We start from the raw sequence: 18,032 nt of genomic DNA, 5'->3' as shown, positions 1-18,032 counted from the left end.
GGCTTACTGAGCCGCGTTATAGAAAAACTGATCGTTGTGCGCGGCTTCGAGCGACGCGGCGATATCCGCCTCTACGGCTTCATCGTCGTCGTGAACATGGCGCTCTTCGGGCTTGATCCCCAAACGCGCAAACAACTGCATGTCTTTGTTGGCTTCTGGGTTGGCGGTGGTGAGGAGTTTTTCCCCATAAAAAATAGAGTTGGCACCGGCAAAAAAGGCCATGGCCTGCATTTCGTCGCTCATTTCTTCACGGCCGGCCGAAAGACGCACATGAGACTGCGGCATAATAATGCGAGCCACAGCGATGGTGCGAATAAAGTCGATAGGGTCGAGATCGGCCTCTTGCTCCAAGGGGGTGCCCTCGACCCGCACCAGCATATTGATAGGCACGGACTCGGGATGCTCGGGCATGTTCGCCAGTTGCTGCAGCAAGCCCGCGCGGTCGGCGGCCTCTTCACCCATACCGACAATCCCGCCACAGCATACTTTCATGCCAGCAGAGCGCACATTGGCGAGGGTTTGCAGGCGGTCTTCGTAGGTTCGCGTGGTGATGATTTCACCGTAGTATTCGGGCGAGGTATCCAGATTATGGTTGTAATAATCAAGCCCGGCATCCGCTAGCTCGCGCGCCTGATGTTCATCCAGCATGCCCAGAGTCATGCAGGTTTCCAGCCCCAAAGATTTAACCTGGCTCACCATCTTGGTGACGTAGGGCATATCTTTGCCTCGCGGGGAGCGCCAGGCGGCCCCCATACAGAAACGGGTAGCCCCATTGGCCTTGGCGGCGCGCGCCTCCTCAATCACTTTTTCCACCGCCATCAGCTTTTCTTTTTCCAGGCCGGTGTCATAGCGCGCGCTTTGCGGACAATACGCGCAATCTTCCGGGCAGGCACCTGTTTTAATGGAGCACAAGGTACTTACCTGAACTTCATTAGCATTAAAGTGAGCCCGGTGTACGGTTTGCGCCTGAAACAGCAAGTCGTTAAACGGCAGCGCCAACAGCTCTAAAATCTCTTTGCGCGACCAGTCGTGACGCACAGCGGGGGCAGATACAGAAGCGTTCATAGTCTTTCCATCGGTTCGGTTTGATGCGCTCGCTCTGGCAACAGGCCGCGCAACTGCTAATCTCGGTAAACGGACATCATAAAGACGGCGGTTTCGCTGTCAACCTAAAAACGGAATTTTGGTTAACAAGTGCCTTTATCACAGTACTTATCGCAGCTCTGCCTCCTGTGTCGCCGCCAAACCACACAACGGGTTTGCGTTGCGTGCCAGCGAATGCTGCAAGAACTCGAAACCGACACGTTTTATGCCTGCGACCAATGCGCTCTGCCCTGTAACCAACCCTCAACCACCTGCGGCCGCTGCCTGACGGAGCCGCCCGCCTTTTGCCGCAGTGTTATCCCCTATCGGTACGAGTTCCCCCTGGACTACTTAATCGGCCGTTTCAAGTTTGAACGCTGCCTAGCCAGCGCTCACTTTCTGGGGCAGCAGTTTCAGCAACAGCTGCATCGGCAAAACGCCAGCGCCGATGTGATAGTACCTGTGCCCATGCACTGGCGCGGACTGCTAAAACGTGGCTTCGACCAGACGCTGTGGCTGGCTCAAGCTGCCAGCCGTGCCTCGCAGGCACCGGTGCGCACCGACCTTTTGCACAAAATCGCTCACTCCCCCGCACTGCATGGGTTAAACCGTAAAGATCGAATGCTCGCCATTCGCGGTGTGTATAAGGCAGAGTCCGTCGCCGAGCTGCATGTCGCCCTGGTCGATGACATTGTGACCACCACAACCACCGCCCGGGCGTTAAGCAAGCTACTGATAAAAGCCGGCGCCGCTTCGATACAAATTTGGGCATTAGCGCGCACGCCGGAGCACTAAAGCCGTACAATGTCGCCCTCACTCAGCGGATAACAGTGCTTCTATGAGCGACAGCGAGAACAACACCCAACCCCACGCCTACCAAGCCCTGACACCAGACCTGGTGATGGACGCCGTGGAAAGCCTGGGCCACTGGTGTGACGCGAGGGTTTTTGCCCTCAACAGCTACGAAAATCGGGTTTATCAGGTGGGCATAGAAGGTAAGAGCCCGCTCATTGCCAAGTTTTACCGGCCGGAGCGCTGGAGTGACGAGCAGATTCTCGAAGAGCATCAATTTTCGCAGCAACTGTTTGATTTAGGCGTTTCCGTCGTGCCGCCGCTGCAGCAAGGCGACAAGACCCTGTTCAGCTATGAAGGGTTTCGCTTTAGCCTATACCCGCGCCAGGGTGGCCATGCCCCCACCTTAGACAACTTTGATCACCTGCTCAGTTTGGGGCGCGCTCTGGGGCGCATTCACGCACTGGGCAAGGCCAAACCCTTCGTTCACCGCCCCGAACTCAACACCGACACCTTTGCGGTGCAAAGTTATGAGTTTTTGCTGGCCAATCATTTTATTCCCGAATCGCTGCAAGCGGCCTATGAAAGCCTGGGACAAGACTTAATCGCTCGCTGCAACGCGATTTTTGCCAACAATCAGTACGCCAGCATTCGCCTGCACGGCGATTGCCATCCGGGCAATATTTTGTGGCGCGACGATGTACCGCACTTTGTGGATTTTGACGATGCCCGCTCGGGGCCCGCGGTGCAGGACTTGTGGATGTTGCTGTCCGGCGAGCGAGCTCAGCAGACCGCGCAACTGGCAGAAATACTCGAAGGCTACCGCGAGTTTTGCGACTTTAATCCGGCCGAGCTGCTGCTTATTGAGGCGCTTCGCACCCTGCGCATCATGCATTACGCGGGCTGGCTGGCAAAGCGATGGTCCGACCCGGCGTTTCCCCACAGCTTTCCCTGGTTTAACACCGAACGCTACTGGGCCGAACATATATTGGAGCTGCGCGAGCAATTAGCGGCGCTGAACGAACCCGCGCTAGAGGTGTTCTAACACTAGAAATCTGCCCGCCGTGCCACAATAATGGTGTGAGCATGCAAAGGAGCCACTATGACCATTCAGCAGGCCGCCACCAGCGCCGACCCGGTATGGGAACAAATTCGCCACAGCGCCACCGAGCAGGCTGCCAAAGAGCCTATGCTGGCGAGTTTTCTGTACGCCACGATTCTCAATCACACCACGTTGGAAGACGCCCTTAGTTTCCATTTGGCCAATAAGCTGGAGAGCCCGGCGCTGCCCGCTATCTCGGTGCGCGAGGTAATCGATGAGGCTTTGGCGGACGATGCCAGCATAGGCGCGGCCATGCGCGCCGACATTCAGGCGATTAACGAACGCGACTCGGCCTGCTGCTCGCTGACAACACCGTTTTTATTTTTTAAAGGCTTTCACGCCCTGCAGGCCTACCGTATCGCACACTGGCTGTGGACGCGTGAACGCCGCGCCATGGCGTTGTTTCTGCAAAATCGCATCTCGGTGGTGTTTGCCGTCGACATCCATCCAGCCGCTCGTATTGGCCGGGGCATTATGCTCGACCATGGTACGGGCATTGTGATTGGCGAAACCGCCGTGGTGGAAGACGATGTATCCATTATGCAGGCGGTCACCTTGGGCGGCACTGGCAAAGAGAGCGGCGACCGCCACCCCAAAGTGCGCAGTGGCGTACTCATCAGCGCCGGCGCCAAAATTCTCGGCAATATTGAAATTGGGCACTGCGCTAAAGTGGGCGCTGGCAGTGTGGTACTGAAATCGGTGCCTGCGCGCACCACCGTGGCCGGCGTACCCGCCAAAGTCGTGGGCAACGCCGACTGCGACCACCCCTCGCGGGCGATGAACCACACCATTGGGGAGTAAGCGTTAAACTCCCCCAGCCCAGCTCCGTTAGTGTATATTTGATAGAGGTTTTACTAATAAAATAACGGAGCCACTATGTATTCACTCAGGGTTATGCCTTTACCCAAGATTATGCCTTCAGCCAAGGTGCCTGCACTCAAACCCCTCGCCCTTGTTTTTGCCCTAAGCCCCGCCGCCACTCTAGCCGCTCCCACTGCTAGCGATTGGCAGGAACTGTTTAACGGTAAAGACTTAAACAACTGGGCGATTAAAGTTCGCCACTCTAAACTCGGTGAAAACACCCACGATACATTTCGCGCCGAAGACGGGCTATTAAAAGTTCGCTACGACCAATACCCGGATTTTAACGACGATTTTGGCCATATTTTTTACAAGGAACGCCCATTCTCTTACTACCGCCTGCAGGTGGAGTATCGCTTCACCGGGGCGCAAGTGGATGGCGGCCCCGAGTGGGCCTGGCGCAACAACGGCATTATGTATCATGCTCAGGCGCCCGAAACCATGGCCCTGGGGCAAGACTTTCCGTTGAGTATTGAATACCAGTTACTGGGCGGTAAAGAGTCGGGCGAGCGCAGCACCGCCAACCTGTGCACCCCCGGCACCCACGTGGTCATGGCGCCTGTGCTGCGCAAAGATCACTGCATTAACTCCACGAGCACAACCTTTGCGGGGGATCAGTGGGTTACCGTCGAGCTAGAGGTGCACGGCCGCGAATTAGCGGTACACAAAGTCAACGGGATTGAGGTCATGCGCTATACCGATTTGCAAAAAGACGATGGCACAGCTCTGAGCAGCGGCTACATTGCACTGCAGGCCGAGTCCTCGCCCATCGATTTTCGCAGCGTTAAGTTACTGAATTTGGAAGGCTGTATGGACAAAGACGCCAGCAACTACAAAGACTACCTGATCAAACACGATGCTGGTGCCTGCCAATATTAGCCCATTGATTCGTTGCAGGATGCGCTAAAAGAAAAGTGTTAACCAAAAAAAAGAGCCACATTATGTGGCTCTTTTTTATTGCTTACACTCAATTCGGTCAGTGAGACACAGCCTCTGACTGCCCACGCTGCCAGTATAAGTATTCGACCAAATCACGAACCTGGCCCTTCTCCAGCATCAGTCCCATGGGCGGCATGCCCGAAGGTGAATAGGCTTGTTCAGCAATGTCTGAACGCTTGATCGTGTGTTCAGTGCCATCGGTGGACTTAACCGTAATGCTGTCATCGGCCTCGGCAGCGAACAACCCTTCAATCACCTCGCCATTATTCAGAGTGACGGTGGTGTTACCAAAGCCAGGCGCAATACGGGCACCCGGATCAACCATGGCTTCCAACAACTGCTCACGGGTCAGCAGGTTGCCGATATCGGTCAGCTCTGGCCCCACATGGCTGCCGCGCGGACCGATCACATGGCAGCGCACACACTGAGCGGTACTGTTGTAGCTAAACAAGGCAAATCCGCTGCGGGGGTCACCGCCTTTCAGTGCCTCAGCGTAGCGTTCGACCTGATTGGTTTGATCTTTACTGGCTTCGTAATCGGCCAGCAGCTGCGTAAGGTTTGGCTGCCCTGCAGCGGCAGCTGCGTTCACCAGCTCTAGCTTTACTTCTGGCTCAATCTCACCGGCCATCAGCTTTTTAAGCTCGGTGGCCAGTACCTTATACGCCTCGGCGTCCTGGATATTGGCCAGCGACTTATACGCCGCTTGCTTTTCACCCACAGTGCCTTGCGCCAGCAAAATGGTGTGCATGTCGACTTTGGTTTCCACCGGAAGATCCAATTGCGGTACCAGTGTCAAAGCGGTCATACGCACACTTTCTTCTTTATCGTTCAAGGCGTCATAGACGACTTTTTGCATATCACCGTAACCAATTCGCTGCAGATTCTTCAGCGCGGTCAGACGCACCTCGGCATCGGCATCGCTTTGAATGGAGTTAACCAGACGCTCGGCGGCATCGGCAAAGGCCAGCACCCCTAAGGCATTGGCCGCCGCCACACGCACACTGACCTCACTGTCTTGCAGCAACGCCGGATAAATATCCGCCAGAACTTCACGGGCTATGGCCGCATCGCCTTCGCGCTCACCACGGTACCGACCACTGACGCGGTCAAACACCGAAGGTGACTCCCAGAAGGTTAACGCCGCCAATGCTTCGGAGCGCAGCGCGGCCTCTGTTGAGGTATCCGCTGCGAAGTTTGCCAAGCGCTCTGCAGAGGCTTTGTCTGCCACAAACGCATTGGCGTTGATCGCCCGGCGCAGCAACTCTGGGTTTTTATACGACGTTGTGCCCAGCAACTGAGCCAAAGGCTCAAGGGCACCCTCGACAAAAAGGTCGTCATTAATGAGGCGCGCCGCGGCAGTGACAACATACTGACTGTCATCGTCCAGAAACTCACTGAGCTTAGCGCTTTGTAGGCGACCCAATGCCACTACCGCAGCTATTCGCACGGCTTCTGATGGATGATCTGCCAAGGCGGCCAGCGCGGCTACATCGCCGATACGCGCCAAGGCGGTTGCACCGCCGTGGCGCAGATAAACATCCTCGTCGTTATTGGCTTCAAGCATGTTTACGATAGGCTGAACCGCACTTGCCTGCCCCAAACGGCCCAGAGCCTGAGTGGCAAAGAATCGCACGCGTGGCTCACTGTGAGTGAGGTTGGATACCAAGGCATCGGCGCCCGCTGCGTACTCGGCATCGCCCATAACCTTGGCCACCTGGGCGCGAATTTCTGGGTCTTTATCTTCCAATAAATAGCGGGTCAATGCTTCGGCGGCCGAAGCGTCCTTACGGGCGAACTGCCCTATACCCCAAATGGCGTGAATACGGGCCAATTGGTTATCGCTGGCTTTAAGGGTTTGCAGTAAAGTGGTCTGATCGCCACGGGCCACAAACTCGAACTGAGCGCGCGAGCGAACCCGCATATCGTCATGCCCCAAAAGCGCAGCCAAAGACTCAGCGTCACGCTGGCTTAAATCTTCTTGCAGCAGGGATTTGGTTTGCTCACGCTCTGCCTGATCGGCGCCCTCTGGGGTATCAATTTTCCAGATTCGCCCTTTGCCATTGCGACCCCAACCCTCAATCCAGTCGCTGCCGTATAACGCCCCATCAGGGCCAATATCCAAACCGGTAATTTGCGCACCGCGAACAAACTTCTCATCAGTGTCCAGCGCAAAGCCCGCGCCATCGGGTTTCAAGGTGAACGCATTGATGCCCGAGCGGGGCGCGTTGCCGGTGTACTCAACAATAAAAAAGTGATCTTCCCAGCGCTCGCTCAAGCCCGTGCCCGGGTGATAAACCATGCCGGTCGGGCCCGCGTGGTAAGGGGCGACTGGAGGTAAAATATGGGCGGCCTGAGAATCAAAACGAGGCTTATAAAACTCCTCATCCATCCATACCTTGTAGGTGTTGTTTTTGGGGTCGGTGTATTTCCCAAACTGCCAGTTGATGCGCCAGCCCGAGTCCGAACCATCCACCAGATACACCAGGCGCTCGTATTCACCGGGGTGATCGCCATCGTTATCTACGCTGATCAAATTGCCGTATTTATCAAAAACAAACTCGTGCGTATTGCGCACGCCGTAAGCAAACACCTCAAAGTTGCTGCCATCGGGCTCGCTGCGAACCACCACCCCACGGTTGGGGTGCGGATAATTGTTACCGTCGTTATCGGTAATATTGGCGCCCACATCGCCAATACCGTAATAAATTCGGCCGTCCGGCCCCATGGTGACACCGGACATACCGTGACCACTGAAACCAATATGAACACCAAAACCGTCTGACATCTGATGCTTTTCATCAGCAATGCCATCCCCATCGCTGTCTTTTACACGCCAGGCGTGGGGCGCCACCGCCAGAAATAATTCTTTCAGCTCATTGTGGTAGTAAATACCACCGAGCACGTCGGTCACTTCATTGTTGAAGTCTTCAAGGAAAACCTGCGCACGATCCGCGCGGCCGTCACCACTGGTATCGGAAACCTGTAACACCTCTTCCTTCACGACTGCCAGATCTTGCCAGTCGTGAACGCCGTCTTTATTTCTGTCGGGCACATCGTCGGCGGTTAAACCTTTATCCGCATTGAAGTAATCCTTTAAGAACGCACGCCGATCTTCTACCGTCTGCATCGACTGAGCAGGTGTTAGCCAATGGGGGTAAGGGCGAATATCAAATTCTGAATTATTACTGCGATGGGTAATGGCCACCCAGGCGTTGCCCGAATAGTCCATGCTGAGCGCAACCGGATCGGCCAGCAGCTGCTCTGTAGCCCAGAGCTTCATCTCCAGACCATCGGCCAGCTCAAGGCTGATTTTCGCCTCAAGACTCTTGGCCCGCTTAGCCGCCGCCGCATCGTCAATTGCAGTCACTTTTTCGGGAGCCAGAGGTTTAGTCTGTACCGGCTGCTCTGCGACTTTGCTGGGCGCTGAGTTGGTGGAAACATCGCTACCTGGCTCATCTGCCGGCGAGCAGGCGGCAAGGGCGATAGCAAAGGACAATGTGGACAGACGTAAGGTGCAAGGCACCATTAAGGTTCCTGTAATACTTTTCGACATAGGCATCACGTTATCGTTATAAGTGTGGTCTCCAGCGCGCCCAAGGCGGCAGCGCAGCTCTCAGTGTTACAGCTTGTTGCCGCAAGTGATAAAGCTCGCCGTGTAGCCTACGGGCAGCGAACCTCACAGAGTCAATGACAACAAGCTAACGCCCCGTAGCCAGGGCACCAAGCTTCGGCAGTATAAAACAGAGGGTTAAGGGCGCAAGTTAAGTAATGTTTGTAGCTCTTGTAGCTCGCCCTGTTTTGGACGGCATGCCCAAGTACAGGCCCCAAAAGGTTGCACAAAACCAGCACCGAAACCGAAGACTGGGGCCATAAGGCGGTATTTTAGGCTTGGCGAATATTTTGCAGTCAGGTTTTGACGGTGGATTTGAGCGTCTGTGACTCGAATGCCGTCACCCAATTAGGACTTTGCCCATGCAGTACAGCAAACCCATGATTGACCTGATTCTCGAGCTACGTCGCCGGGTGCCCTCAGAACTCAAACCAGGTATCAAGCTCGCCAACCCCGAAGTGCTCAGCGAGCTCGCGGCCTTTTACCCCAAGTGCAAAGAGACAGTAACCCGCACACTCATTAAAGAACTATTTCAAATGGCCGGCGACGATTGGCTTAGCGAGCTGGAGCCAGCCGCCAAACCCAAACAAGATAAGTCGCATCAGGTAAAAGTTTACCGCGGCCAGGTGACGTTAACCGAACGCCCCCGGGAGGGCGCTGACGAAGAGAGCAAAAAAGACAAGCCACTGCGGATGTACCGCGGCCAAGTGGTCTACCGTTAACCCCTGTTAGGCGGAAAGCCCACTTCTTACTTTTTCTAACAACCGTTTGGTGGCACGAATACCTTCATCGGCGGGCAAGTCGTGCCCCTCGTATTCGATCCCCACGTAGCCCGAGTACTGAGCGGCTTTTACCAACTCAAAGATTTTATAGTAATCAATATCCGGCTCATTGCCCTGCTCATCAAAGCGGAACGTTTTTGCACTGATGGCACCGGCATAGGGTAGTAAATCTGCGACACCCTGATAAATATCGTATTGCTTTACGCAAGGCGAGTCCCACAAATCGCCGCTGGCGCGCTGATAGCAAAAGTTTCCAAAGTCGGGCATAGAACCACAAAAAGGAGAATCGGCCTCTTTAAGAACCGCCGCCAACTTTGCGCCATGAGACGAATAACCGCCGTGATTTTCCACCAGTATTTTAACGTTCAGCGGCTTCGAAAATTCAGCCAGCTCGCGCATGCTGCTCACCGATGCTTTGTGCCACGCTTCGGCGCTACCAGCACCGTGCAGGTTCACTCGGATACTATGACAGCCAAGATCGTGCGCGGCCTCTACCCACTTATAATGGTTTTCTACCGATTGCTTACGGCGGGCTTCATCCGAGGTGGATAAATCCCCTTCGCCATCCACCATAATCAATAAGCTTTTTACATTATGATCGGCGGCGCGACCTTTCAGATCCTGCAAAAATGCTTTATCCCGCGCCTTATCCATAAAAAACTGATTAACATACTCGACCGCACCAATATCAAAACTGGTACGCGCCACCGCCGGAAAGTCTAATGGACTTAGCGAGCGATCAAAAAACGCTTTATTCAGCGACCACTGTGCCAGCGAAATATCAAAGTCGAATGTCGGTTTACTTTGCGCCAGCCCCATACCAGGCAGCACACTGCACAGCGCGCCGCCAGATGCAGCGACCGCAGCGCGTAAAAATTGACGGCGGGAAAAATCAGCCATAGAACACCTCGGGGTACCGGTTATAGCCGGTGAGTTATTAGTTAGGCTGGAATTCTAGCGGTAAAAGACGGGCTAATGCCAGACGCGGTGCTGCGAAAATTGGGGACGCAGAAACTCCATTTGGTCACCGCGAATGCGATCAGAGTTAATCAGCGCCAGATATTCAGCATTATTAGGACAAAAAGGCAGAGCGAGAAGCTCCATATCGATATCTTGTAGCAGATGATTGCTTTTACGTTGATTGCAACGTTTGCACGCACTGACCACATTTTGCCATACATCGCGGCCACCACGGCTGACCGGATGCACATGATCGCGCGACAGCAAACCGGTGACGAAAGATTTGCCACAGTAAAGGCAAAGGTAATTATCTCGGGCGAACAGAGCGCGATTAGTAAGAGGGGGGATGTGGCGGTAGCGAGCGACGCGTCGGCCGCCGCAGGCAATGATGGCGGGGAGGGTTATCTGCGAGCGTACGCTGCTACAGCGAGCGTAACCGCCCATCACCTTTCTTACCGGGCCACCTAAACTCCAGGCAACCAAATCCCTCGCGTAAAGACAGACGGCATCTTGCCAGTGCAACCACTCGATGGGTTGCCCGGCGATATTAAGCCGTAAAATCCTCTCATCCATAACACCTCCCGTGGTGGCAAACACTCGTTTGCTACTGGTAAAGCGTGGTACCGCACCGTTTGGTCCTGACAAGTATGGAAAACTGTCGGCGTTTTCTCTGTTAGCAGAGTGTCCTTAAACTGTGACGATAATATGTCAAATGTACCGTCTTTTGCGGCAATCTCCTACTATTTTTTCTCAACGCTGCGAAGCTTTGCCTCCCCCGAACTCAAATCAGCCAAGCCAACTTCAATTTCAGCGCACAAGTTTTGTGGTACACGACAGTGCAAACAAACTCTATCCGTATATTCAGCATCAATCTCGCTGATATTTCGCTCGCCTAAAAAGTGACGCACCTTTTGCTCCAGCGCAAAGGAAACCTCAATCGCTACCGAACATTGCGGTACCAGCGTGCGCCAGCTTGCCAAATCCAGTGCGCCCGATACGGCGGCACCATAGGCACGTACCAAACCACCCGCCCCCAGCTTGACCCCGCCAAAAATACGCACAACCACCGCCAAACAATTGCCCGCTTCGCGGTGCTGCAACACATTCAACATCGGTTTACCTGCTGTCCCAGAGGGCTCACCGTCATCACAAAACGCCACATTCAAAGGCTGCGCCGCAGCGCCAATAATGTAAGCCCAACAATAGTGGCTGGCACCGGGCTGCTCCAGCTTGATGGCTTCAAGCGAGCTCATAGCCTCTTCACGCGATGTGACCGGCAATAAAATGGCTTTAAAGACACTTCGCTTTTCAATATGTTCGAAGACAGCAGGCTCTGCCAATACTGAATAGGTTTGATTCATAGACGCTCCTTACAGACAGAGTGGATCTTACCAAACCCGTTACGAATTCGTGTTTAGGTTCTTCACTTGCTATGATAAAAGATGTAACACATTATCAGGTGGCGCTTGCGGCGCAGTACCGTCGAAATCGCCCCTCTATTTGCAGGCGTTGAGCCAAATCAACGCTCCATGCGTAATCCACTAATCAATCGGCGCACTAATGCGCAACTGAGTATTAAATCAAACACCAACGCTGTAGCGTTTAGCTACAGTTTTCTATCATCGGGAGAAAGACAAGCATGAGAATTTTTGAAGAAATGGAATCGGAAGTTCGCGGCTATGTACGCTCATTTCCAACGGTATTTGATGTCGCAAAAGGATCGGAGCTGTTTGACGAAAATGGCACTCGCTATATCGATTTTTTTGCCGGTGCCGGGGTTCTCAATTACGGCCACAACCACCCGATGATTACCGAAGCTCTAATCGAACACCTGCAGCGCGACGGTATTGTTCACGGCTTGGACAAAGCCACTATTGCCAAGCGTGCGTTCTTACAAAAATTTCGCGACACCATTCTGGCACCGCGAAACCTGCAGTATAAAGTACAGTTTACCGGCCCCACTGGTACCAACGCTGTAGAGACCGCCCTTAAATTGGCACGCATGGTGAAGCAGCGCTCAAACGTTATTGCTTTCACCAATGGCTACCACGGCTTAACCATGGGCGCGCTGGCGGCCACGGGCAACTATTTCTACAAAGACGAATCCTACGGCAGCCGCAGCAATACAGCCTTTATGCCGTTTGATGGCTTTCTTGGCGAAGACGTCGACACCATTGACTACCTGCGCAAATTCCTTTCCGACGGCAGCAGCGGCATCGACCTACCGGCAGCGATTATTGTCGAGACTGTGCAGGGCGAAGGCGGCATCAACGTGGCGCGCATCGATTGGCTGAAAAAACTCGAGCGCCTGTGTCGCGAATTCGATATTTTGTTAATTATCGATGATATTCAGGTAGGTAACGGCCGCACCGGCACTTTTTTCAGCTTTGAGCGTGCCGGAATTCACCCTGACATGGTGACGCTGTCAAAATCAATTGGCGGCGGTTTACCCATGGCACTGCTGTTAATGCGCCCCGAGCTTGACCAGTGGCAGCCCGGCGAACATACAGGCACCTTCCGCGGCAACAACCTCGCCTTTGTCGCCGCCACTCAGGCGTTAAGTTTTTGGGATAACGACGATCTTGCCACCGCGGTAAAACACAAAGGCGAATTTATTCAAAAAGGCCTGCAAAAAATCGCCGATGAATTTCCGCAGTTCAACCCGAAAGTGCGCGGGCTAGGAATGATCTGGGGGCTGGAGATGACGCCGGGCGTTGCCTCTGAAACCTCTGCCGAAGCATTCGAACGCGGCCTCATTATCGAAACCTCTGGCGCCGACGATCAGGTGCTGAAGTTTTTACCCTCTCTTTTAATCGAAGAAGAGCTGGTCAGCGAAGGGCTAGATATTATCCGTGCCTCGCTGCAGGCGCTGGCCGATAAACGCGAAAAAATGATGACCGGCGGCTAACCAAAGTACCGCAAACCGCATAGCTGCGGTTTGCGCCTTTCCTTAGTTTCATAAACTCACAACGGACAATCAGCAGCCATGTCAGACATTATTATCAGTAAGTTCGGCGGAAGCTCTGTGGCGGACGCCAAACAGATTGCTAAAGTTACCGACATTGTTAAAAGCGACAAAAAACGTCGAGTAATTGTGGTTTCAGGCCCTGGCCGCAGCCACAAGAACGAAGAGAAGGTGACCGACCATCTCATTAATATTGCGACCAAAGGCATCCATTTTTACAACCAGCGCCAGGGAATTTCTGCCGACGACAGTCGCCAGGCCGTCATCGATAAATTTACCGCCATCATGCGCGACTTGAAAATCGATGCCCCCGACATTATCAAAGCGTTGAAACAAGATTTAAATACCGAGCTGGGCGGCGACAAACGGGTCGCCTTTCTCGCCTCACGCGGCGAGCATTACAACGCACGCATCATTGCGGCTTATCTGGAAAAATGCGGACTTAAAGCTAAAGCACAACTGCCTGAAGAAATTGGTTTTCTGGTCAGCGACAATTACCTTGCAGCTCGCACCTTAGATCAAGCCTATGACAACGTTCAGTGCCTTCAGGAGTTTGACGGAATTTCAGTCATGCCCGGTTTTTATGGTGTGACCGAAGATGGCAATATCGCGGTATTTTCCCGCGGCGGCTCCGATTTAACCGGCGGTGAAATTGCCTATGCACTGGATGCCGACACCTACGAAAACTGGACCGATGTTAACGGCGTTTATGAAGCCGACCCACGCATCATCAAAGAAGCGCGAGCCATCCCACGGCTGACATTCAAAGAAATTCGTTTGCTTTCGAGCAAAGGGTTTAACGTGTTTCATCTGGACGCCATGCTCAAGTGTCGCGATCGCAAAATCCCCATCAATATTCGCAATACCAACTCGCCCAAAGAGCCGGGCACGCTAATATTAAATGAACGAGTTCCGGAAGAAGGCGTAGTGGGTATCGCTCGTCTGGACAACATGTCCTATATCCACATTGAAAAAGACATGCTGGGGGAAGAGGTAGGGTTTACAGCGTCATTGCTGCAAATTTTTCATGACTTTGGCATCAACACCTATCACTACCCCACCGACAAAGACGACATTGCGGTACTGGTGAGCAAAGATGATTTGATGGGCAGCATTAACGATCTGCGGCGTGTGATCGAAAAACGCTTAAAGCCCGACAACATGAGGGTGGTGTACAACCTGTCCATCATCACCCCGGTGGGACTGGGGTTAAACCGCAACACCTACCCCATTATCGAGGCGCTGAGCGCATTGGGTGATGCGCATATACCCATCGACTTGATCGACCAAAGCCCGTCGCAAATTTGTTTCCATGTGGGAGTTCCACAAACCGTAGCCGACGAGGCCACCCGCATTTTGTACAATGTGCTGATAGGTCAAGCATCCGGCTGATGCACCCGGCCGCGCAACAGTGAAAGTACTGTCGCGGCCGTTAAAAAAATCAATGCTAGATTAATCGCATTGTGGAAAGTCGCCAGCAGCGAATCGGCAACACCCGCATCCAGCGCCTGGTTTCCTAAGTGCCAGTACACCAGTAAGTTAACCAAACTCATACCCACCAGATTGCCCGTTACTCGCGCCAGATTAAGCGTTGCCGCGGCCACCCCCACCTCATCTGCCCGCGCCGCATGCATCACCACGTGATTATTCGGGCTGGAGAAAAACCCAAACCCAATACCCACCAATACTAACGCCAAACTGATCGCCCCTCCACTGGTCTCGGCGCTCAACTGACTCAACCATGCAAAACCCGCTAACGTACAGGCACAACCGGCACTGGCCAGAAACCTGGCAGGCAGGAAATCAGAGAGCTTACCTGCCACCGGCGCCACACACGCCATTGCCAATGCCTGAGACAAAAGCACATGCCCGGCCTGCGACGCGCTAAAGTCACGCACATACTGCAAATACAGGCTTAACAAAAAACCCAGCGGATAACTTGAAGCATACATAAAGGATGCCGTCAGCAACGACATGGAAAACACTCGTGATTCGCGAAACATTTGCACCCGTATTAACGGGTTTTTTGCCCTGGCCTGCATACGTACAAAACCAAACAGCAAACCAAAAGAGACCAGCAGCGAGACAACACTGAAAGGGGCAGGTAAACCCGTCAGGCCTAGTACCAGCGCCAAGGCCCACAGAGCAAACAGGAGCGCCCCTCGCCAATCAAACCGGTCGGTTACCCCGGAGCGCCACTCACCTTTAATTCGCCACTGCAGCAGCACCAGAACCACCGCGACAAGGGGCAGCGGCAATAAAAAAACATAGCGCCACCCCAAAGCTTCGGTGATCCAGCCACCTAGAGCCGGGGCCAGCGTTAGCCCCAGATACACACAGGCGGCGTTCAACCCTAAAGGCAGGCCGCGTTTATGCGGTGCAAATACGGAAATAAGCAGTGCCATGCTGGTAGCAAACATCATTGCCGACCCAATGCCTTGTATAAACCGCATAGCCAATACCCAGGACACGGACTCCGCAAAGCTTGCGCTGATACCAGCTAGCGCATTCAGGCAAATCCCCCAACGAAAGACCTGCTTACGCCCAAACAAATCGGCCAACTTACCGGCGGGCAACATAAACACAATATTGGCCAGCAGGACCGTGGTTGGGATCCAGCTGACCAGTACAGCATTCGCGTTTAATTCCGCAGCAAGTGCAGGAATAGCGACATTAACCGAGGCCATCCCCAAAGGTGCGATAAAAGAACCAAGGCAAATGACAGTCAATAACAGCCAGGCGCCGGGGGTTTCTTGTGCGGAAGGAGCAGTCATGAAAGGCGGTGAGTTAATGGTGCGTGAAACAGACATAAAAAAACCGAGCGATGGTTGGGCTCGGTTTTTTTGTTGGTTTCGCTTATTAGAACACACTTGACGTGAGTTTCTCGAGATGGTGAAACCACGAACTCCTTAAAATTGCCCCTTAAATAAGAGAAACCCCACAACAAGGGGGCCTGTTGCGGGGTTTACAGGATGGAGTCTTACCGTGACTCTTGATGGCCAAATCCTTCTATTCCGTGCCTATATCCCTATACCTGTGTCCGTCGAAACCATTATGCTCCGAAGTGAAATACAAATGTAGCGGGCGATGTCACAGTTTTTTGTGAGACATTTCCTACAAACCCCTCATTTTGGCGTCAGAATACTTCTTCAGGGTCTAAATCAAACAGATATTCGGGAGCCACATCCAGTTGACGAATAATATCGTCACCTTCGTTTTTCAAAAGTTCGATATCTTCCGCCTGCAAGTCATTGCCCAACCCCTGGCGAATCACTATCTCAACGCGCCGATTGCGCGCACGATTAAAAGCCGAGTCGTTAGGAGCCAGGGGCTTGGTATCTGCATAGCCGGCGACTTCGAACCTTTTAGGCGCAAGATACCCTCCTCGCATTAACTGCAGCGCCACCGAGGATGCGCGCATAGCGGATAAGTCCCAATTAGAACGAAAGCGATCCGAGCGAATGGGAATATTGTCGGTATGTCCCTGAACGGCAATGTGACCGGGTTTAAGCATCAAAACAGCTCGTATTTCATCGATTACGTCATAGTAATCCGGGGCCAGGGTTGCAGAACCCGACTCAAAAGAGCCTTTCTCACGAATTCGGATAATAATTTGCCGACCTTGGGTTTCAATTTCAATATCGCCACTGGCAATACGATCTTTAAGCTTATCGGCCAATTCAGTCGCATCCTGGCGAGTTTGCTCGATCAGCTCGTCAACAATTTGCTGCAGCCTCTCTTGTGCGCTCTCGTCCATATCCGGCTCGCCGCGCTCGATGTCGTATTCCTGTGAGTCGCGTACCTCCAGGCTCATTTGCGTGATGTCTTCAGTGCGCTGGAAAATCACGTTAACCGGAGTGGGGTCCGGCCTGCCCGGACTGAACTCTTGAGCAATAATGCTGGTGCCTTTAGGAATTTCGTTTACATTGACCTTGGCTTGCACACCAAAGGCCTGCGCCAGTGAACCGGCCAGACGCCGAAACTTCATTGCATCCATCTCGGAGAACGACAGCAACAACACAAAAAAGCACATTAACAGTGCCATCAAATCGGCAAAAGTGGCCATCCAGGCAGGCAACCCGGGCGGACATTCGCAGTCTTTTTCTTCGTCATCAGTATTCATCGAGCCGCTCTCTTATCAACCGGCCACATCGGCAGCGTCTCGTTTACCTTCGGGTAAATAGGTGCGCAACACGGTATCAATGACCCGCGGGTTCTGGCCGTTTTGAATGGCGAGCAGCCCATCGATAATCATGCTCTTGATCATGTACTCTTCACCGGCACGCAATTTGAGCTTATCGGCAATTGGCAGAAACACCGCATTCGCAAGCATGGCACCATACAAAGTGGTTAACAGAGCGACCGCCATGGCGGGGCCAATGGCTTTGGGGTCATCCATATTGGCCAGCATGGCCACCAGACCAATCAGGGTGCCAATCATCCCCATAGCAGGCGCCACATCCCCGAGAGAGGCAAAAATGGAGGCCCCACCATTGTGCCGTCGCTCGGCCAGCGAACGATCCTTAGAGAGCATGGTGCGCACTACATCCGGGTCGTGGCCATCTACTAACAGTTGAATGCCTTTTTGCAAAAAACCGTTACTGACCTCCTTCCCCTCTAAAGACAATAAACCGCCTTTACGTGCCGCGTCAGCCAAGTCCACAATCTCGTCAATCATATCCAGCGGGTCATCGAGCTTATTCACAAAACTCTTCCCGGCCACCTTAAACGCACTGAGAAACTGGCCCAGCCCAAATTTGGCCATTACCGCAAAAATACTGCCCCCCACTACAATTACCAGTGAAGGTGCGTTGACGAACATACCGATTTCGCCGGACATAAACATGGAGGCGACAATCAGCCCCAAGGCCCCCAACAGCCCGATAAGCGTTGCTAAATCCACCCGTTACTCCTTCGTCTGAGCTTAACGCCCTTAAT

The 18,032-nt window shown here is 53.4% G+C and carries 15 protein-coding genes; 7 read left to right on the top strand and 8 right to left on the bottom strand.

The features are described from left to right. Positions 1 to 3: 3 nt before the first annotated feature. Complete coding sequence (gene bioB, locus D568_RS0116945; RefSeq protein ID WP_020210804.1) at positions 4 to 1,065, bottom strand: biotin synthase BioB; 1,062 nt, start codon at positions 1,063 to 1,065, stop codon at positions 4 to 6. A gap of 213 nt (positions 1,066 to 1,278) precedes the next feature. Between bioB and D568_RS0116940 the strand changes: the two genes are divergently transcribed. The 4 genes from D568_RS0116940 to D568_RS0116925 all read left to right on the top strand — a co-directional run bounded on the left by D568_RS0116940 (position 1,279) and on the right by D568_RS0116925 (position 4,717). Then, positions 1,279 to 1,878 (top strand): ComF family protein, encoded by a 600-nt coding sequence (locus tag D568_RS0116940; protein ID WP_020210803.1) that lies wholly within the window; start codon positions 1,279 to 1,281, stop codon positions 1,876 to 1,878. Positions 1,879 to 1,921: 43 nt separating this feature from the next. Then, the gene (locus D568_RS0116935) at positions 1,922 to 2,920 is read left to right on the top strand and encodes a serine/threonine protein kinase (RefSeq protein ID WP_020210802.1); all 999 of its coding nucleotides are present in this window, start codon (positions 1,922 to 1,924) and stop codon (positions 2,918 to 2,920) included. Between the two features lie 57 nt (positions 2,921 to 2,977). Next, positions 2,978 to 3,778: a serine O-acetyltransferase gene (cysE, locus tag D568_RS0116930; RefSeq protein ID WP_020210801.1), complete on the top strand. Its 801-nt coding sequence runs from the start codon at positions 2,978 to 2,980 to the stop codon at positions 3,776 to 3,778. Positions 3,779 to 3,853: 75 nt separating this feature from the next. Next, positions 3,854 to 4,717: a 3-keto-disaccharide hydrolase gene (locus tag D568_RS0116925; protein WP_020210800.1), complete on the top strand. Its 864-nt coding sequence runs from the start codon at positions 3,854 to 3,856 to the stop codon at positions 4,715 to 4,717. 97 nt (positions 4,718 to 4,814) lie between these two features. Here D568_RS0116925 and D568_RS0116920 read toward each other — a convergent pair whose 3' ends face one another. Further along, positions 4,815 to 8,330 carry a HEAT repeat domain-containing protein gene (locus D568_RS0116920; RefSeq protein WP_169334811.1) on the bottom strand — a complete coding sequence of 1,172 codons (3,516 nt, stop codon included), beginning with the start codon at positions 8,328 to 8,330 and terminating at the stop codon, positions 4,815 to 4,817. Positions 8,331 to 8,749: 419 nt separating this feature from the next. On the opposite strand from D568_RS0116920, the gene D568_RS0116915 reads away from it, so the two are divergent. Beyond that, positions 8,750 to 9,109 carry a hypothetical protein gene (locus tag D568_RS0116915; protein WP_020210798.1) on the top strand — a complete coding sequence of 120 codons (360 nt, stop codon included), beginning with the start codon at positions 8,750 to 8,752 and terminating at the stop codon, positions 9,107 to 9,109. Positions 9,110 to 9,115: 6 nt separating this feature from the next. Here the strand turns inward: D568_RS0116915 and D568_RS0116910 are convergent, their stop codons facing one another. The 3 genes from D568_RS0116910 to D568_RS0116900 form a co-directional block, all read right to left on the bottom strand. Beyond that, positions 9,116 to 10,069, bottom strand: a complete 954-nt coding sequence (locus D568_RS0116910) for a sugar phosphate isomerase/epimerase family protein (RefSeq protein ID WP_020210797.1) — start codon at positions 10,067 to 10,069, stop codon at positions 9,116 to 9,118. A gap of 72 nt (positions 10,070 to 10,141) precedes the next feature. Next, positions 10,142 to 10,702, bottom strand: coding sequence for an HNH endonuclease (locus tag D568_RS0116905; protein ID WP_020210796.1), 561 nt, complete (start codon positions 10,700 to 10,702; stop codon positions 10,142 to 10,144). A 167-nt stretch (positions 10,703 to 10,869) separates the two neighbouring features. Then, positions 10,870 to 11,490: an IMPACT family protein gene (locus tag D568_RS0116900; RefSeq protein ID WP_020210795.1), complete on the bottom strand. Its 621-nt coding sequence runs from the start codon at positions 11,488 to 11,490 to the stop codon at positions 10,870 to 10,872. Between the two features lie 278 nt (positions 11,491 to 11,768). Between D568_RS0116900 and ectB the strand changes: the two genes are divergently transcribed. After that, the gene (gene ectB / locus D568_RS0116895; RefSeq protein WP_020210794.1) at positions 11,769 to 13,037 is read left to right on the top strand and encodes a diaminobutyrate--2-oxoglutarate transaminase; all 1,269 of its coding nucleotides are present in this window, start codon (positions 11,769 to 11,771) and stop codon (positions 13,035 to 13,037) included. Between the two features lie 78 nt (positions 13,038 to 13,115). Further along, positions 13,116 to 14,486, top strand: a complete 1,371-nt coding sequence (locus D568_RS0116890; protein ID WP_020210793.1) for an aspartate kinase — start codon at positions 13,116 to 13,118, stop codon at positions 14,484 to 14,486. Here D568_RS0116890 and D568_RS0116885 read toward each other — a convergent pair. From D568_RS0116885 to pomA, 3 genes are all read right to left on the bottom strand, one after another. Continuing rightward, positions 14,471 to 15,904, bottom strand: coding sequence for an MFS transporter (locus D568_RS0116885; RefSeq protein ID WP_211211719.1), 1,434 nt, complete (start codon positions 15,902 to 15,904; stop codon positions 14,471 to 14,473). The two genes, D568_RS0116890 and D568_RS0116885, sit on opposite strands and share 16 nt — an antisense overlap. A gap of 326 nt (positions 15,905 to 16,230) precedes the next feature. Further along, positions 16,231 to 17,217, bottom strand: a complete 987-nt coding sequence (locus D568_RS0116875) for a flagellar motor protein MotB (RefSeq protein WP_020210790.1) — start codon at positions 17,215 to 17,217, stop codon at positions 16,231 to 16,233. A gap of 15 nt (positions 17,218 to 17,232) precedes the next feature. Further along, a complete protein-coding gene (pomA, locus tag D568_RS0116870; RefSeq protein ID WP_020210789.1) occupies positions 17,233 to 17,997 on the bottom strand; it encodes a flagellar motor protein PomA in 765 nt (254 codons plus the stop codon). Between the last annotated feature and the right edge of the window lie 35 nt (positions 17,998 to 18,032).

This window comes from Gilvimarinus chinensis DSM 19667, assembly GCF_000377745.1.
In the GTDB taxonomy this organism is placed as follows: Bacteria; Pseudomonadota; Gammaproteobacteria; order Pseudomonadales; family Cellvibrionaceae; genus Gilvimarinus; species Gilvimarinus chinensis.
Note: the sequence above shows the minus strand (reverse complement) of the source record. Positions and strands in the feature narration are given on the sequence as shown.

Coding starts and splice junctions, on each gene's coding strand:
- bioB (WP_020210804.1), bottom strand. CDS start 1,065: ATGAACGCTTCTGTATCTGCCCCCGCTGTGCGTCACGACTGGTCGCGC.
- D568_RS0116940 (WP_020210803.1), top strand. CDS start 1,279: ATGCTGCAAGAACTCGAAACCGACACGTTTTATGCCTGCGACCAATGC.
- D568_RS0116935 (WP_020210802.1), top strand. CDS start 1,922: ATGAGCGACAGCGAGAACAACACCCAACCCCACGCCTACCAAGCCCTG.
- cysE (WP_020210801.1), top strand. CDS start 2,978: ATGACCATTCAGCAGGCCGCCACCAGCGCCGACCCGGTATGGGAACAA.
- D568_RS0116925 (WP_020210800.1), top strand. CDS start 3,854: ATGTATTCACTCAGGGTTATGCCTTTACCCAAGATTATGCCTTCAGCC.
- D568_RS0116920 (WP_169334811.1), bottom strand. CDS start 8,330: ATGTCGAAAAGTATTACAGGAACCTTAATGGTGCCTTGCACCTTACGT.
- D568_RS0116915 (WP_020210798.1), top strand. CDS start 8,750: ATGCAGTACAGCAAACCCATGATTGACCTGATTCTCGAGCTACGTCGC.
- D568_RS0116910 (WP_020210797.1), bottom strand. CDS start 10,069: ATGGCTGATTTTTCCCGCCGTCAATTTTTACGCGCTGCGGTCGCTGCA.
- D568_RS0116905 (WP_020210796.1), bottom strand. CDS start 10,702: ATGGATGAGAGGATTTTACGGCTTAATATCGCCGGGCAACCCATCGAG.
- D568_RS0116900 (WP_020210795.1), bottom strand. CDS start 11,490: ATGAATCAAACCTATTCAGTATTGGCAGAGCCTGCTGTCTTCGAACAT.
- ectB (WP_020210794.1), top strand. CDS start 11,769: ATGAGAATTTTTGAAGAAATGGAATCGGAAGTTCGCGGCTATGTACGC.
- D568_RS0116890 (WP_020210793.1), top strand. CDS start 13,116: ATGTCAGACATTATTATCAGTAAGTTCGGCGGAAGCTCTGTGGCGGAC.
- D568_RS0116885 (WP_211211719.1), bottom strand. CDS start 15,904: ATGTCTGTTTCACGCACCATTAACTCACCGCCTTTCATGACTGCTCCT.
- D568_RS0116875 (WP_020210790.1), bottom strand. CDS start 17,217: ATGAATACTGATGACGAAGAAAAAGACTGCGAATGTCCGCCCGGGTTG.